We start from the raw sequence: 15,296 nt of genomic DNA, 5'->3' as shown, positions 1-15,296 counted from the left end.
TATAAGGTGGGATTTTGAAAGAAAAATCCCTACTTTTTAATCCAGTTGCTTTAAACCCATTATTACCCATGAATAGAAGACACGCCTTGCGGCATATTGCCCTGATTTCCGGGGGACTTGCCCTTATTCCTTCCTGTGATTTTGGAAAGGAAGATATCCTCACTGCCTACGATAAACTCCAAATCACACCATCACTCAAAAAGCTTCTTGCAAGTATTTCTGATACGATCATTCCCGCAGGAGAGATCAAAGGCGCTTTAGACCTGGAAGTCCATGATTTTATTTTAGTGATGGTCAACGATTGCTTCAATGAAGAAAATCAGAAAAAGTTTTCTCAAGGATTGCAGTCCTTTTCCAGTTATATAAAAGAAAGCAGTGGAAAAGCTTTTGATCAGTTGACCACCAAAGAAAAGGAGGCAATGGTGCTAGAAACGGCCCAACTCAAAGGAGATGATTCCGAGGAAGGTCGCACCAAAGAATCCATCGCATATTTCGTCAATACTGCGAAGCGATTTACTATTCAAGGATATATGGCTTCCGAATACATCCAAACTGAAGTGGTTCCTTACTCCCTCATTCCAGGTGAGTACAACGGGGCAGTCTTGATTTCTGACCTTCAAAAACCTCGAGTCAATGGCTAATCTAAATATCAAAAGTAAGCAAGATCGAACCTATCAGGCCATCGTTATCGGTTCGGGAATCAGTGGAGCTTGGGCTGCCAAAGAGTTCTGCGACTTGGGAGTCAAAACCCTGATGCTGGAGCGAGGTAGAAATGTCGAACACATCAAGGACTACCCCACGACCAACATGCTTCCATATGAATTCCCACATCGTGGTCAGATTCCGGAGGATATCAAAAAAGAAAACCCCGTCATCAGCCGCTGCTATGCCTTTCGGGAAGATGCCATGCATTTTTTCGTGAAAGACACCGAGCACCCCTACGTGCAGGAAAAGCCCTTCGATTGGATTCGGGGCTATCAAGTCGGAGGGAAATCTTTGCTTTGGGCCAGACAGGTGCAGCGTTGGTCTGACTTTGATTTTGAAGGTCCTGCCCGGGATGGATTTGCGGTGGATTGGCCGATTCGCTACAAGGATATAGCTCCTTGGTATAGTCATGTAGAAAAATTCGCTGGAGTATCGGGAAATCGCGATGGTATTCCACACTTGCCAGATGGAGAATTTTTGCCGGGATACGAACTCAATGTAGTCGAAAAGCACTTTGCGGAGCAATTGAAAAAGCACTATGGCAATGACCGACACATGATTTCTGCTCGTTGTGCACACATCAACGGAAATTTGGATTTCTACGCACAGCAAGGTAGAGCCAAATGTCAAAACCGAAACCTTTGCCAGCGGGGCTGTCCTTTCGGTGGATACTTCAGTTCCAATTCCTCTACCATCCCTTGGGCTTTAAAAACTGGAAACTTGACCCTTCGATCTGACTCCGTCGTTCATTCTATTATTTATGATGAAGAAAAAGGAAAGGCCACCGGAGTCCGAATCATCGATCGCCTGACCAAAGAAATGGAAGAGTTCTACGCCGATGTGATCTTTGTCAATGCAGCCGCTTTGAATACGAATGCAATTTTATTGAATTCTACCTCGAATCGGTTCCCCAACGGGCTAGGCAACGACAATGGCCTACTCGGAAAATATGTGGCTTTCCACAATTATCGGGCTCGTGTATCCGGAGAATATGAGGGACATTCGGAATACACCACAAGTGGTGGAAGACCGACAAGCGGCTATTTCCCCAGATTCCGAAATGTGTACAAGCAGGAAACGGACTTTCTCCGAGGCTATGCAGCAGGATTCTCTGCCAGCCGAGGTGCAGGCGCAGATACTAGCGGCGTAGGAATGGATCTCAAAAACAGCCTACTCAATCCCGATCAATATGGCCCTTGGCGGGTAGGTTCGCATATGATGGGCGAAACCATACCAAAGGAAAGCAACTATGTCGCACTCGATCCGAACTTGAAAGATGAATGGGGCATGCCCCTGCTCAAAATCTCGGTAGATTATGATGACAATGATGAGAAAATGGTCAAAGATTACATCGAGCAGATGACGGAGATGTTCACCAAGGCAGGCTTCACCCATATCCGCTCCAGTGACAGCAAACAGGCACCGGGATTGGATATTCATGAGATGGGTGGAGTACGCATGGGCAAAGACCCCAAAACTTCCCTACTCAATGCCCATCATCAGCTGCATGCCGTACCGAATGTCTATGTGACCGATGGTGCATCTATGACTTCTACAGCTACTCAAAATCCATCCCTGACCTATATGGCCTTCGCTGCGAGAGCAGCACACCATGCGGTGGCGGAGAGTAAGAAATGATGAATGGAAAATGTGAAATTAAGAAAAACCCAAGTCGAAGGACTTGGGTTTTTCTTTTTGCTCCAACTCAAACTTGATTCATCAATTTCTATCCCTTCCTCCCCCAAATCAATAAGTTTCCTTAATTTTGCACCCTATGGCAAAGACAGCGACTCCGGCGGAAAACGCCCAATTGAAAGATATAATTGCCCATGCTAAGGAGTATGGGTTTGTGTACCCAAGTTCCGAGATCTATGACGGTCTGCAGGCGGTCTATGACTATGGGGCCTATGGGGTTGAGTTGAAAAACAACCTGAAGCGTCTCTGGTGGGAAACCATGACGCGTGTCCACGAAAACATTGTCGGGATCGATGCGGCAATTTTTATGCATCCTACGACTTGGAAGGCTTCCGGTCACGTGGACTCTTTCAATGATCCCATGATCGACAACAAGGACAGCAAAAAACGCTATCGCGCCGATGTTTTGGTAGAGGAGCATGCTGCCAAATTGGAAAATGAAGGGAAAGTGGAGGAAGGCAAGCAACTTACTGCCGCTTTAGCTCGCTTGCTGGAGGCGGAAGACTTGGCGGGAGTTCGGGACTTGATTGTAAATACGGGAATTGCCTGTCCAATCAGTGGCACGACCAACTGGACTGATGTGCGTCAGTTTAACTTGATGTTTTCTACTCAGGTAGGTTCTGTGGCTGAAGATGCTTCGACCATTTACCTGCGTCCGGAAACAGCTCAGGGGATTTTCGTGAATTTCTTGAATGTGCAGAAAACCGCAAGGATGAAGGTTCCTTTTGGGATTGCCCAAATCGGGAAAGCCTTCCGAAATGAAATCGTAGCCCGTCAGTTTATCTTCCGTATGCGTGAGTTTGAACAGATGGAGATGCAGTTCTTCGTTCGCCCTGGCACCGAACTAGACTGGTACAAGCAGTGGGCAGAGACTCGAATGAACTGGCATTTGGCTTTGGGTACGCCGGCTGAGAAATTGAGAAAGCATGACCATGAGAAATTGGCCCACTATGCCAATGCAGCCATGGATATCGAATATGAATTCCCATTTGGTTTCAAAGAAGTGGAAGGGATTCACTCGCGAACTGATTTTGATTTAAAATCCCATCAAGAATTCTCCAAGAAAAAGCAGCAGTACTTCGATCCGGAGGTTAATCAAAACTACATTCCTTACGTGATCGAGACATCGATCGGAGCAGATCGCCTGTTTTTGTTGACGCTTTGCAATGCCTACACGGAAGAAAAATCAGAGGAGAAAAGCAGAACCTACTTGAAATTCCATCCTGCTATCGCTCCGGTGAAGGCAGCCATTCTTCCAATTACCAAGAAAGACGGATTGCCTGAGAAAGCGCAGGAAATTGTGGAATTATTGAAATATGATTTCAATATTATTTATGAAGAGGCGGCGTCTATCGGAAAGCGCTATGCAAGACAGGATTTAATTGGTACGCCATTCTGTATCGCCGTGGATCATCAGACTTTGGAAGATAATACAGTTACCATCCGTCACCGGGATACGACCGAGCAGGAGAGAGTTTCCATCTCTGAGTTGCATGGTAGAATCGCTGAGGCAACGAGCTTTAGACGGGTTTTTGAGAAGATTTGATAATAGCTGTTAGTGGAGACACTAACAGCGGCAATGACAACTAGTGAAAAAAGTCTTGAGATTTAATTTCTCAAGGCTTTTTGGTTTTATCCTCCTCCATTATTGTCTCACTCACGGAAATGTCCCCTGAAGGCATGATATATTTTTGGGATAGTAATTGTTTTGAGCTTTTCCCGATTTTCTACCAACTTCCCGGCCGATTGTGTAGTTTAGATTCAAAAGCATATCCATGTCCCAAAAAGCCCTGATCATAGGTTCCGGAATTGCCGGTATTGCATCCTCTATTCGGCTAGCGGTCCAAGGCTATCAAGTTGAGGTTTTCGAGGCGAATTCCTATCCCGGCGGAAAACTTTCCGAAATCACCTTAAAAGGTTACCGCTTTGATGCAGGCCCATCGCTTTTCACCCTCCCTGAGCAAGTCGAAGAGCTCTTTCGGCTAGCCGGGAAAGATCCCAAGGATCATTTTGATTACGAAAAACTGGAAGTAGCCTGTCATTATTTTTGGGAAGATGGGAAGCAAATCAAGGCCTGGGCAGATATCCATCGCTTTGCTGAAGAGGTAGAAACCAAGCTAGGGGAACCTGCTCAAAATGTACGAGAGGCTTTGCGGAGCTCGGCCTTTATTTATGAGCATTTGGCACCCCTATTCATGCATCGATCCCTGCATCAATTTGGTACCTGGACCAATCCGCAAGCGCTAAAGTCTTACCTCAAAATGGGGAAATTGGGCATTTTCTCCACCATGAATCAGGCAAATGAACGGCAATTCCAGAACCCAAAGTTGGTTCAGCTTTTCAATCGCTATGCTACCTACAATGGATCGGACCCCTATCAGACCCCAGCTACCCTGAATATCATCCCCCACTTGGAATTCAATATCGGAGCCTACTTCCCCAAAAAAGGGATGCATGACATCACCATGAGCTTGTATAGACTAGCTGTAGATCTAGGAGTTGGTTTTCATTTCAATGCAAAAGTTGAAGAGATCTTAGTGGAAAATGGCAAAGCCGTGGGAGTCCAAGTCAATGGCCAAAGCCATCCAGCTGATCTGGTCGTCAATAATATGGACATGGTGAATGCCTACAAAAGTATTTTGCGCAAGCAGAAGCAGCCCAAGAAGTTGCTGGAGCAACCCAAATCCAGCTCTGCCCTGATTTTTTATTGGGGAGTCAAAAAAGAATTCCAAGAGCTAGGACTACATAACATTCTTTTTTCGGAAGATTATCAAACTGAGTTTGAGCATATTTTCAAAAAGGGAAGCATCTACGAAGATCCGACTGTTTACATCAATATCACCTCCACTCACAAATCCGACGATGCTCCCGAGGGCTGTATGAATTGGTTTACGATGATCAATGTCCCCAATAATCAGGGGCAGGATTGGGATAGCTTGATACAGGAAGCCCGGAAAAATATCATCTCCAAAGTCAATCGGGTGTTAAAAACTGATTTGGAATCCTTGATCGAGGTCGAGGAAATTCTAGAACCTCGAACGATTGAGTCCAAAACTTCCAGTGCGAATGGGGCGCTTTATGGCAACTCTTCCAACAATCGATTTGCAGCTTTCCTTCGGCATGCCAACTATTCTTCCGACATCAAAAATCTTTACTTCTGCGGGGGATCGGTACATCCTGGAGGAGGAATTCCGTTAAGTCTCCTTTCGGCGAAGATTATGATGGGATTTGTGGGGGATTCCTAGGCAAAATTCAAAAATGACTTTAGTACTATTAATCTTATCATCCAATTTTTCGTATTTTACATTATGGATTTCAAAAAACACCTAGAGATTCGGCCCGAAAAACGATTTGGTAAACCATGTCTTAAGGGCACCAGAATTTCAGTTTATGACGTACTGAACTGGATGGCCAATGGAATGAGTCGCGATCAAATAAAGTCTGATTTTGAGGAAATTACAGATGAAATGATTGATGCCTGCTTAGCTTATGCAGCCGATAAAGAAAGAAGGATGATTTCAACAATATGAAGCTATTGTTTCATCAAAATATTTCTCCAAAAATTTTAAAGCTTCTTCCCTCGCAATTATCAAATAGCCAGCAAGTTGGATTGGAAAACTCATCCGATATGGAAATTTTTCAATACGCAAGGAAAAATAATTATACGATAGTTACTTTTGACTCAGATTTTATCGATCTCAACGGGGTTTATGGCACTCCTCCTAAAATTATTTATCTGAATACCGGAAATTTAACTACCAAAAATATTTCTGTTCTTCTCATCAAAAATATTTTACGAATATCAAGCTATCTTGAATCCGAAACGGACGAAATTTTGGAAATTATCCAAAGTCGCTAGGAACCACCTCTATTTCTGTGGGGATCAGTACATCCTGGAGGAGGAATTCCGCTTTCCTTGCTCTCAGCAAAGATTATGAGTGAGATGATTTCAAAATTGAAAAATTAGAAAATTGGAAAATTGTAGTCATGAGCAAGGGCAGTACTTTAGCTATAGGTTGGAAAATGGAAAAGTTCGGGCAAAGATTTGCAAATTTACTTCAAATCCTGCTCTGCTGCATGTATTTCGTACTCCATAACTCGTATTTCATGAAAAGTTCGGGCAAAGACTCTAAGCTTCACTTCCATCCCTACTCTGCCCATCGTCAATCGTATTTCGTCAATCATAAATCACAAAAGTGAGTCTATTGCTTCCTGAACCAGATCCTGCTCAAATCCCCGCTGCATCAAATAGCCGACAACCTTAAATCGCTTTTTGTACAGGTCGGGTTCTTTGGTCTTCTCCCATTTCTTTTCTGTCTCCGAAAGAAGCGTGTCATAGTACTCCGTTGGGTCAATTTCCAGCAAGCCTTTTCTGATCAGGTCCTCAGGAACTTGCCGCATCTTCAGCTCCATTCGAATCCGGTTTTTACCCCATTTTTTCAAGCGGAATTTTCCCCGGGCAAAGGCTTTAGCATAGCGCCCCTCATCAATAAATTTCTCCCGGAGAAGAAAACCTATCAGCTTTTCAATCTGCGCTTCAGCGATCCCTTTTTCATAAAGCTTACGCCGCACCTCCCAGACACATCGCTCCTGATAGGCACAGAAAGCAGCGATTTTTTCCTCAGCCTCCTCGACCGTCCATGTGGTTTTTCGGACTTGCTTTGGGTTATTTCTTCCCCAACCAGACATTTTGATTAATTTTATAGAAAATTTTGTCCTTAGTTTTTCTCAAACCTAATAAAAACTCTTACGATGCGAAAGAAAATCATAGCTGGAAACTGGAAAATGAACATGACCTATGAAGAGGGTCAAATACTTACTTCTGAGATCGTGCAAATGGCACAGGATGAACAGTTGAAAGATGTCAGCCTCGTGCTCAATCCACCCTTTCCTCACCTTCACGTGGTAAAAAAATTAATCGGAGGTGCACCCAACGTTTTTGTAGGAGCTCAGAACTGCTCTGACAAGGAATCAGGAGCTTACACAGGAGAAGTTTCAGCGGCAATTTTAGCGTCTTTTGGAGTCAGCTACGTAATTATCGGACATTCGGAGCGAAGAGAATATTTCAAAGAAAATAATGAAATGCTCACCGAGAAAGTGAAGCAAGCCTTGGCAGCTGGACTCCAACCAATTTTCTGCTGCGGTGAATCATTGGATATCAGAGAGGCCGGAACCCATGAACCTAATGTCAAATTCCAGCTCACTGACAGCCTTTTTGAACTTAGTGCTGAAGAAATATCAAAAGTCACCATCGCATACGAACCCATTTGGGCAATCGGTACAGGAAAAACAGCTTCCGCTGAGCAAGCTCAGGAGATGCATGCGGCTATCCGAAAGCATTTGGCCAGTAAGTATGGTAAGGAAGTAGCTGATTCAATTTCCATTCTTTACGGTGGAAGTATGAAACCGTCAAATGCTGCCGAACTTCTTGCTAAGCCCGATGTGGATGGAGGACTTATCGGAGGGGCTTCTTTGAAATCCCGCGACTTCATCGATATCGCCAAATCCTACTAAGCTTGGATGGACTACCGGGAATTCAAATTCACTTGCTCCGAAGATTTTCGAGAGATTCTAATTGCTGAGCTTTCTGAAATAGGTTTTGATGCCTTTTTGGAAACTGAGGAGGGATTCGATTGCTATTCGCCCTTGGACAGTTTCGACCGGGAAGCATTTGATGAGATTCTGAATCGATATCAAAGTCATGCAAACATTACCTTTTCGGAGAATCTCACCAAAAAAGTCAACTGGAATGAGGAATGGGAGAAAAACTATGACCCCATTGCAGTCGGTGACTTGGTATTCGTCAGAGCTTCTTTTCATGAGCCAAGACCAGGGTTTAAATACCAGATAGTCATCAATCCCAAAATGTCTTTTGGGACAGGTCATCATGCGACTACCTTTCAGATTCTGAAGCTTCAGGGAAAAATTGACCATCAAAGTAAGCGTGTATTGGATGTGGGTTCGGGTACTGGAATCTTAGCAATCATGGCTCATCTTCTTGGGGCTTCTTCTGTTGAAGCTTTTGATATCGATGACTGGTGCGTGGATAATGGGAATGAAAACTTTCAGCTCAATGAAGTCCCGGCAACCATGGGGCTAGGCAGCATTCGGGATGTAAATCCCAAGGGGCCCTTTGATATCATTCTCGCCAACATCAACAAAAATGTGCTTTTGGACGAAATGGAGATATATTCCCGTCTTTTGGCACCTCATGGGTACTTACTTCTGAGTGGTTTTTACACCCATGATATTGCCGATATCCAATCGGCTTGCGAAAAGCTTGGCCTGGAATTGGTCAATCAAAGCGAAAAAGATAACTGGGCCGCACTGGTCTTCACTAAAAGCTAAGATGGAGGAACTCTTGTTTTATGCGGTTTTGTTTTTACTACTTCTGGGGCATACGCTCTTAGCAGGAAAAATGTACCGGGCTGTTCACGCAAATTCCCATCTTTCGATCAAGGAAAAAAATGACTGGAAACTTAAGGCCTTGATTTTTCCCGCTTACTATTGGTTTCAATACCAAAAAGAAGTTAAACAATCCTGAAAAGGGGTATTCACAATACACGATCGAACCCGATCCTCAAATTCTTTCGTAATTTACACCCATGGAGTACGTCTGGAAACCTAAACCAATAGCAGCTCAATCTGCACTCGAAAAACTCAGCAAAGAGATCAATGTCAATCCGACTTTGGCCAATGTGCTGATCAATCGGGGGGTGGAGAGCTTTGAGCAGGCAAAGGATTATTTCCGACCGAGCCTTAGTCAGCTTCACGACCCTTATCTAATGAAGGGGATGCAGGAGGCTGTCAATAGAATCGAGGAAGCCATTCGGGACGAGCAAAAGATCCTAGTTTATGGAGACTACGATGTGGATGGCACCACGGCAGTTTCGCTCGTCTATGGCTTTCTAAAAGGCATTTATCCACACGTAGACTTTTATATCCCAGATCGCTATAAAGAAGGCTATGGGATATCCGAAAGAGGGGTCAGATATGCCTCAGATGAAAATTTCTCTTTGGTCATTGCACTAGACTGTGGAATCAAAGCCATCGAAAAAGTGGCATTAGCCAAGGAACTGGGCGTAGATTTTATCATTTGTGATCACCACACACCCGGGGAAATTCTTCCGGCTGCCATTGCCGTTTTGGATGCAAAACAGACGGACTGTCAATATCCCTACAAAGAATTGAGCGGCTGTGGGGTCGGTTTCAAACTGATCCAGGCAATTGCCAAAAGAAGAAATATAGATGAATCCGCACTTTACGGGTATCTGGATTTAGTCGTGGTGAGTATTGCAGCGGACATTGTACCTATCACCGGAGAAAATCGAATTTTGGCCTACTATGGTCTCGATCGGATCAACAATACTCCCAGACCCGGACTCAAAGCTTTGATCCTACGCAGCAAAATCGAAAAAGACATCGGCATCTCTGACATTGTCTTCAAAATCGGTCCAAGAATCAACGCTTCCGGTCGCCTAGAACATGCCAAAGCATCTGTGGAGCTTCTGATCTCTACCGAACTGGACGAGGCTCTTGAGCGAGCCAAAGTCGTGGATGAAGTCAATGCTACCCGACGAAATTTCGATGAAAACATCACCCGAGAAGCATTTGAAATGATTGCGGCAAGGGAAGAGGAGCAAACCTGGAACTCGACGGTTCTATTCAAGGAAGACTGGCACAAGGGTGTCATCGGGATCGTAGCGAGCCGTTGTATCGAAAAGTACTACCGTCCAACCATTATACTCACCGAATCCAATTCTAAAGCAACGGGAAGTGCGCGGTCTGTTGTAGATTTTAATATTTATGAAGCCATTGCAGAATGTAGCGATCTCTTAGATCAATTTGGAGGTCACAAGTATGCTGCAGGTTTGACACTTTCGGTGGATAAGGTTCCTGCCTTTCAAGCAAAGTTTGAAGAGGTAGTTCGAAACCGAATCGAGGAAGTTCATCGAAAACCGGTCATTGAGATCGATGGAGAACTCCTGCTGGACCAAATCAATTATCGCTTTTACAATATTCTAAAGCAAATGGCCCCTTTTGGCCCCGGAAATCCCGAGCCCATTTTCAAGATTTCCAATGTGCAGGCCGAGGATGTGGTCATTTTGAAAGAAAAGCATCTTCGGTTCAAAATTGTGCAGGACGGCCAACTCACCACTCCGGTTTGTCTTGGCTTCGGAATGGCGGATCGAGCAAAGGACCCAGATTTGACTACAGTGAATTTCCTTAGATCCCGAATGCGTTTTGACTTAGTGGCAGAAATGCGGGAAAATTTCTTCCGGGACAAAAGTAGTTTGCAACTCTACGTGAAAGATATCAAATTCGACTAGTATGGAACTTCGAGCAGAGCATCTCATCAAAATATACAAAAGCCGAAAGGTGGTCAACGATATCTCCGTTGAGGTAAAGCAAGGGGAAATTGTCGGGTTACTAGGTCCCAATGGAGCAGGAAAAACCACTTCTTTTTACATGATCGTGGGATTGATCCAACCGAATGAAGGGAAAATCTTTTTGGATCAGGAAGATATTACCAGCCTACCGATGTACAAAAGGGCTCAATTGGGTATCGGATATTTAGCGCAGGAAGCATCCGTTTTTCGCAAACTTTCCGTGGAAGAAAATATTCTGGCAGTCCTCGAAATGACCAATATGCCAAAGCAGCAGCAAAAGGAAAAAGTGGAAAGCCTATTGGAAGAATTCAGCTTAACACACGTCCGAAAGAACCTCGGAATGGTCCTTTCTGGTGGCGAAAGAAGACGTACGGAGATTGCCCGTGCATTGGCGGTTGATCCTAAATTCGTATTGCTTGATGAGCCATTTGCCGGGGTAGATCCGATTGCCGTTGAGGAAATCCAGACCATCGTAGCCAAGCTTAAAACCAAAAATATCGGGATATTGATCACCGATCACAATGTAAATGAAACTCTATCCATCACGGACCGGGCCTATCTGATGTTTGAAGGAAGACTTTTGAAGGCTGGGACAGCTGAAGAATTAGCTGCCGATGAGCAAGTAAGAAAGGTCTATTTGGGCAGTCAGTTTGAATTGAAACGCAAAACTTTTTCAAATTAATGGAGGTAATCAACAGCTTTATGACCTGGGTCTTCAAAAGCCGCCTGGGACAAATCGAATATTTCAAAAAAGCCCCGCATGCGGCTCAAGACAGCGTGTTGAAAGACCTTATTGAAGCTGGAAAACAAACCAAATTCGGAAAGGAATTTGATTTTTCAAGTTTTAAGAGCTACCAAGATTTTGCTAAAAATGTACCTCTAAACGATTATGAAGGCTTCAAGCCTTATATCGACCGAGTCATGAAAGGAGAGCAGAACCTGATCTGGAACACAGAAATCGAATGGTTTTCTAAGTCATCAGGTACTACTTCCAGCAGAAGCAAATACATTCCAGTCACTGAAAAAAGCCTTGAAGAGTGTCATTTTAAAGGCGGGAAGGATATGGTCACTATTTATGTAAATAACTATCCTGACTCCAAGCTTTTTTCGGGTAAATCCCTGACAATCGGAGGTTCTTTGGAATCCAACCCACTTAACTCAAATAGCAAAGCAAAAGCAGGTGATATTTCAGCTGTCATCATGCGTAACCTTCCCATTTGGGCACAATTTGCCAGAACTCCCTCGCTTGAGGTCGCTTTGATGAATGAGTGGGAAGCCAAAATTGAAAAAATGGCTCGCGAAACCATGGACGAAAACGTAGTGAGCATTGCGGGTGTTCCCACCTGGACCATCGTCCTACTGAGAAGAATCCTTGAGATCAAAAAAGCCAAAAACATCCTGGAAGTCTGGCCTAATCTGGAGGTCTTTTTTCACGGAGCGGTAGCCTTTGGTCCCTATCGCAACCTTTTTAAAGAACTCATCCCTTCTGACAAGATGCGGTACATGGAAACCTACAATGCATCGGAGGGATTCTTTGGACTGCAAGACCAAATAGATTCTGACGAATTACTTTTGCTTTTGGATTATGGGATTTTCTATGAGTTTATCCCCATGGAATCCTGGGAGGATGAGAATCCTACCGTACTTCCGCTATGGGAGGTAGAAGTAGGAAAAAACTACGCCTTAGTCATCTCAACAAATGGTGGGCTATGGAGATACAAAATCGGAGATACCGTCCGATTTACCTCAACTAAGCCCTACCGATTCAAAATTTCCGGAAGAACCAAGCATTTTATCAATGCTTTTGGAGAAGAAGTCATTGTGGAGAATGCAGAAAAGGCGGTAGAATTTGCAGCTGAAAAGACTGAAGCGACCATCGAAAACTTTACTGCTGCCCCTGCCTACTTTGGAAACAATGGTGAAAAAGGTGCGCATGAATGGATCATTGAGTTTGCCAAAAACCCGACTGACCTAGCTAAATTCGAAGAGCTATTAGATCAACACTTGCGGGAAATCAATTCCGATTATGACGCCAAAAGGCACAAAGATCTAGCGCTGGTAAAACCAATTATTCATGTAGCCGAAAGTGGGCTTTTCCAAGAATGGCTGCGCAAAAAAGGAAAGCTTGGCGGACAAAATAAAGTCCCCCGACTATCAAATAGCCGCGACTATTTAGATGAGCTTTTAGCGATTATGAAGTAAGCTTAATCAGTTCGCCAAAACTTCCTCGATAAAAGCTCGAATATCCTTTGCCAAGGCTTCAAAGTCCTCTCTGCGATTGTACATCATGTGGCCTGCCTCGTAATACTTCATCTCAATGCGGTCTTGAGGAAAATCATGTCTGGCAAAAGTAAATTCCGCATCAAAGAAAGGAGTAATCAAATCATAATAGCCATTGGCTACCATTACTCTCATCTTTGTATTTCTATGCATCACTTCGCTAAGTGCTCTCGCAGTACTGACATAGGAAGGCTCCCAATAACTGCCATCTGGAACTGGTCTCCAGCGCCATTTACCGCCAATTTCTCCGTTGGAAGACAAATAAGGAATCTCCAGCTCCACACCCAATTCATTGAGTAGGTATGAATTGAAGGCTGCGGTGTAAGCTCCCTCTGTCATGTAATCACTCGGATCTCCTAGTACCGGACCTTCTGCTACTTGATCGGTTTCCACTGCCGCAAATCGTCCATCTAAGGTCCCTATTGCCATCCCATCTTCTCTCAGAAGCTCCTTTTTGAAGCGATGCATCAAAATCTGATTGTCAGACCTGAGAATATATTTTTGACCTAATCCGGTGAAATAAGAAAGCTTTTCCGCAATCTCCTCTTTTCTATCTTTGGATAGATTTTGACCTTCGAAAAGAGCAGGAAGGTATTCTTGATAGGCAAAGTCTCGGGCTTCTTTGGCAAATTCCTCTATGCTTTTTCCCTCTCCGGCTTTCCCATGATACCGGGCTGTCACAGCCATAGATGGCAAATAGGTAAAAAATGAGGTCAAATTATCTGGCCAAGAAGATGATCCTGCATAATCCAATGCCTGAGAAATCAGAATTAGGCCATTTAAAGCAACGTGCTGCCCATCTCCCTCCAAAACTTCAGCAACTTTTGCAGCTCGGGTTGTACCAAAGCTTTCCCCTGCCAAGAACTTGGGAGCCTGCCAACGATTGTTTTCCCGAATCCAAATCCGAATGAAATCAGCAACTGACTGTGCATCTTCGACCAAACCCCAATAGTCTTCTACTTTCCCTTTTTCCGTTACTCGACTGAAGCCTGTTCCGATAGGATCCAAAAAAACCAGATCAGCCAGATCCAGCAAAGCCATTGAATTGCTTTCAACAAGGTATGGAGCAGCTCCATCATCCGCTTTGGCCTCAGAGTCTACCCGAACTACCTTAGGCCCAAAAAATCCCATGTGAAGCCAAATAGAAGCTGAGCCTGGCCCTCCGTTAAAAATAAAGATCACAGGCCGATTTTGGTCAGCTCCCTCCTTGATGTAGCTAGTACTCCAGAATGAGGCAGTCACTTCTCCTTTCGAATTCTTAAGAAATGTTTCTTTGACAATGGACTGATAAGAAATCCTTTGACCGTCAAACACCCCGGTGTGGCTTTTTACAAATTGACGCGGACTATGCGAGGCAGTATCAGACTCTTGGGCGAAAGAGGACTGGTAGGTAAATAAAAATACAACAAGGAGAATAGATGAGATTTTTTGCATGATTTAATATAGTTTGGCTCCGTTGGCAACAATTCGCTCGGTAGATGTAAGAACTACCCGTCCTTTTTCGTCTGGAAATCCAGTGATCAAAACTTCAGACATAAAATCAGCAATCTGTCTAGGTCGAAAATTGACTACGCATACTACCTGCTTACCTTTAAGCTCGGCTTCTGAGTAAAGCTCCGTAATTTGGGCAGATGACTTTTTCACACCGATTTCAGGTCCAAAATCAACCCAAATTTTATAGGCAGGTTTCCGCGCTTTTTCAAAATTTTCAGCTCGAATAATGGTACCAACACGAATATCTAATTTGGCGAAATCTTCGTAGTCAATCGTTTGCATAGTGATTTTTTTTACTAATTTTATGAACCTTTTAAAATGCCCTAAGTTTAAAATAAGGTAACGAACTCAAAATGCTTAATAAACCTACATTTCCTTTTGGTAAAATTGGCTTTATTCTGACCTCTGTATTAGCATTATGCCTTTTTTCAGGTGAATCACTGGCGCAAAATGAGCAAGAGAAGCCAATTGAAGTACCAAGACAATCAGACCGACCTGTTGTAGAAGAAGATGGATCCTTTCATCATAATTTTAATTCGGATCAAAATGATATCAAAGTTAATGCTGAATTAAAAGTTAGTCCGGTTCCAATTCCTACCACTCCTATCAGAAGAGAAGTAGTCATAGGACCTGAAGGAAAAAAATCCAGTGAGCCTTCATCAACATTATCATTTAATATCTTTCTCTATGTTTTAGAGAAATTCAAAGCAGACTAATTTGTGTTTTCTTTTA

Annotated in this window: 17 protein-coding genes; 13 read left to right on the top strand and 4 right to left on the bottom strand. The window is 43.8% G+C overall.

What is annotated here, in order from left to right; all coding sequences use genetic code 11:
* Positions 1–68 precede the first annotated feature (68 nt).
* The 6 genes from G457_RS0110020 to G457_RS0109990 all read left to right on the top strand — a co-directional run bounded on the left by G457_RS0110020 (position 69) and on the right by G457_RS0109990 (position 6,259).
* Positions 69–641: a gluconate 2-dehydrogenase subunit 3 family protein gene (locus G457_RS0110020; RefSeq protein WP_026946358.1), complete on the top strand. Its 573-nt coding sequence runs from the start codon at positions 69–71 to the stop codon at positions 639–641.
* Positions 634–2,343 (top strand): GMC oxidoreductase, encoded by a 1,710-nt coding sequence (locus tag G457_RS0110015; RefSeq protein ID WP_026946357.1) that lies wholly within the window; start codon positions 634–636, stop codon positions 2,341–2,343. Before G457_RS0110020 ends, G457_RS0110015 begins: the two co-directional genes overlap by 8 nt.
* Positions 2,344–2,479: 136 nt before the next feature.
* Complete coding sequence (locus G457_RS0110010; RefSeq protein ID WP_026946356.1) at positions 2,480–3,946, top strand: glycine--tRNA ligase; 1,467 nt, start codon at positions 2,480–2,482, stop codon at positions 3,944–3,946.
* A 229-nt stretch (positions 3,947–4,175) separates the two neighbouring features.
* Positions 4,176–5,645: a 1-hydroxycarotenoid 3,4-desaturase CrtD gene (crtD, locus tag G457_RS0110000; protein ID WP_026946355.1), complete on the top strand. Its 1,470-nt coding sequence runs from the start codon at positions 4,176–4,178 to the stop codon at positions 5,643–5,645.
* A gap of 63 nt (positions 5,646–5,708) precedes the next feature.
* Complete coding sequence (locus G457_RS0109995) at positions 5,709–5,930, top strand: DUF433 domain-containing protein (RefSeq protein WP_026946354.1); 222 nt, start codon at positions 5,709–5,711, stop codon at positions 5,928–5,930.
* Positions 5,927–6,259 (top strand): DUF5615 family PIN-like protein, encoded by a 333-nt coding sequence (locus G457_RS0109990; protein WP_026946353.1) that lies wholly within the window; start codon positions 5,927–5,929, stop codon positions 6,257–6,259. The genes G457_RS0109995 and G457_RS0109990 overlap by 4 nt, the downstream gene beginning before the upstream one ends.
* 194 nt (positions 6,260–6,453) lie before the next feature.
* On the opposite strand, the gene G457_RS23095 is transcribed toward G457_RS0109990, so the two are convergent.
* The gene (locus tag G457_RS23095) at positions 6,454–6,585 is read right to left on the bottom strand and encodes a hypothetical protein (RefSeq protein ID WP_282705549.1); all 132 of its coding nucleotides are present in this window, start codon (positions 6,583–6,585) and stop codon (positions 6,454–6,456) included.
* A 3-nt stretch (positions 6,586–6,588) separates the two neighbouring features.
* The gene (locus G457_RS0109980) at positions 6,589–7,089 is read right to left on the bottom strand and encodes a regulatory protein RecX (RefSeq protein WP_026946352.1); all 501 of its coding nucleotides are present in this window, start codon (positions 7,087–7,089) and stop codon (positions 6,589–6,591) included.
* Positions 7,090–7,152: 63 nt separating this feature from the next.
* Between G457_RS0109980 and tpiA the strand changes: the two genes are divergently transcribed.
* The 6 genes from tpiA (at position 7,153) to G457_RS0109950 (ending at position 12,992) form a co-directional block, all read left to right on the top strand.
* Entirely contained in the window at positions 7,153–7,914 is a 762-nt protein-coding gene (tpiA, locus tag G457_RS0109975; protein ID WP_026946351.1) for a triose-phosphate isomerase, read from the top strand.
* A gap of 6 nt (positions 7,915–7,920) precedes the next feature.
* Positions 7,921–8,748 (top strand): 50S ribosomal protein L11 methyltransferase, encoded by an 828-nt coding sequence (gene prmA, locus G457_RS0109970; protein ID WP_026946350.1) that lies wholly within the window; start codon positions 7,921–7,923, stop codon positions 8,746–8,748.
* Position 8,749: 1 nt separating this feature from the next.
* Positions 8,750–8,944 (top strand): hypothetical protein, encoded by a 195-nt coding sequence (locus G457_RS0109965; protein ID WP_026946349.1) that lies wholly within the window; start codon positions 8,750–8,752, stop codon positions 8,942–8,944.
* Between the two features lie 61 nt (positions 8,945–9,005).
* The gene (gene recJ / locus G457_RS0109960) at positions 9,006–10,730 is read left to right on the top strand and encodes a single-stranded-DNA-specific exonuclease RecJ (protein ID WP_026946348.1); all 1,725 of its coding nucleotides are present in this window, start codon (positions 9,006–9,008) and stop codon (positions 10,728–10,730) included.
* A gap of 1 nt (position 10,731) precedes the next feature.
* Positions 10,732–11,472, top strand: coding sequence for an LPS export ABC transporter ATP-binding protein (gene lptB / locus G457_RS0109955; protein ID WP_024284379.1), 741 nt, complete (start codon positions 10,732–10,734; stop codon positions 11,470–11,472).
* On the top strand, positions 11,472–12,992 hold the full coding sequence (locus tag G457_RS0109950; RefSeq protein ID WP_026946347.1) for a GH3 auxin-responsive promoter family protein: 1,521 nt from the start codon (positions 11,472–11,474) through the stop codon (positions 12,990–12,992). The genes lptB and G457_RS0109950 overlap by 1 nt, the downstream gene beginning before the upstream one ends.
* A gap of 6 nt (positions 12,993–12,998) precedes the next feature.
* Here the strand turns inward: G457_RS0109950 and G457_RS0109945 are convergent, their stop codons facing one another.
* Both G457_RS0109945 and G457_RS0109940 read right to left on the bottom strand, forming a co-directional pair.
* Positions 12,999–14,504 (bottom strand): S10 family peptidase, encoded by a 1,506-nt coding sequence (locus tag G457_RS0109945; RefSeq protein ID WP_026946346.1) that lies wholly within the window; start codon positions 14,502–14,504, stop codon positions 12,999–13,001.
* Positions 14,505–14,507: 3 nt separating this feature from the next.
* Complete coding sequence (locus G457_RS0109940) at positions 14,508–14,846, bottom strand: tRNA-binding protein (RefSeq protein WP_026946345.1); 339 nt, start codon at positions 14,844–14,846, stop codon at positions 14,508–14,510.
* 71 nt (positions 14,847–14,917) lie between these two features.
* Between G457_RS0109940 and G457_RS0109935 the strand changes: the two genes are divergently transcribed.
* Positions 14,918–15,280, top strand: a complete 363-nt coding sequence (locus G457_RS0109935) for a hypothetical protein (protein WP_026946344.1) — start codon at positions 14,918–14,920, stop codon at positions 15,278–15,280.
* The last annotated feature ends 16 nt before the right edge of the window (positions 15,281–15,296 follow it).

Source organism: Algoriphagus marincola DSM 16067 (assembly GCF_000429405.1).
Lineage (GTDB): Bacteria > Bacteroidota > Bacteroidia > Cytophagales > Cyclobacteriaceae > Algoriphagus > Algoriphagus marincola.
Note: the sequence above shows the minus strand (reverse complement) of the source record. Positions and strands in the feature narration are given on the sequence as shown.

Bases quoted from the DNA above. Each gene is read 5' to 3' on its own strand.
- G457_RS0109950 (WP_026946347.1), top strand. From the start codon at position 11,472: ATGGAGGTAATCAACAGCTTTATGACCTGGGTCTTCAAAAGCCGCCTG.
- G457_RS0109990 (WP_026946353.1), top strand. From the start codon at position 5,927: ATGAAGCTATTGTTTCATCAAAATATTTCTCCAAAAATTTTAAAGCTT.
- recJ (WP_026946348.1), top strand. From the start codon at position 9,006: ATGGAGTACGTCTGGAAACCTAAACCAATAGCAGCTCAATCTGCACTC.
- G457_RS0110015 (WP_026946357.1), top strand. From the start codon at position 634: ATGGCTAATCTAAATATCAAAAGTAAGCAAGATCGAACCTATCAGGCC.
- G457_RS0109995 (WP_026946354.1), top strand. From the start codon at position 5,709: ATGGATTTCAAAAAACACCTAGAGATTCGGCCCGAAAAACGATTTGGT.
- G457_RS0109940 (WP_026946345.1), bottom strand. From the start codon at position 14,846: ATGCAAACGATTGACTACGAAGATTTCGCCAAATTAGATATTCGTGTT.
- G457_RS0109980 (WP_026946352.1), bottom strand. From the start codon at position 7,089: ATGTCTGGTTGGGGAAGAAATAACCCAAAGCAAGTCCGAAAAACCACA.
- crtD (WP_026946355.1), top strand. From the start codon at position 4,176: ATGTCCCAAAAAGCCCTGATCATAGGTTCCGGAATTGCCGGTATTGCA.
- prmA (WP_026946350.1), top strand. From the start codon at position 7,921: ATGGACTACCGGGAATTCAAATTCACTTGCTCCGAAGATTTTCGAGAG.
- lptB (WP_024284379.1), top strand. From the start codon at position 10,732: ATGGAACTTCGAGCAGAGCATCTCATCAAAATATACAAAAGCCGAAAG.
- G457_RS0110020 (WP_026946358.1), top strand. From the start codon at position 69: ATGAATAGAAGACACGCCTTGCGGCATATTGCCCTGATTTCCGGGGGA.
- tpiA (WP_026946351.1), top strand. From the start codon at position 7,153: ATGCGAAAGAAAATCATAGCTGGAAACTGGAAAATGAACATGACCTAT.
- G457_RS0109965 (WP_026946349.1), top strand. From the start codon at position 8,750: ATGGAGGAACTCTTGTTTTATGCGGTTTTGTTTTTACTACTTCTGGGG.
- G457_RS23095 (WP_282705549.1), bottom strand. From the start codon at position 6,585: ATGATTGACGAAATACGATTGACGATGGGCAGAGTAGGGATGGAAGTG.
- G457_RS0109935 (WP_026946344.1), top strand. From the start codon at position 14,918: ATGCTTAATAAACCTACATTTCCTTTTGGTAAAATTGGCTTTATTCTG.
- G457_RS0109945 (WP_026946346.1), bottom strand. From the start codon at position 14,504: ATGCAAAAAATCTCATCTATTCTCCTTGTTGTATTTTTATTTACCTAC.
- G457_RS0110010 (WP_026946356.1), top strand. From the start codon at position 2,480: ATGGCAAAGACAGCGACTCCGGCGGAAAACGCCCAATTGAAAGATATA.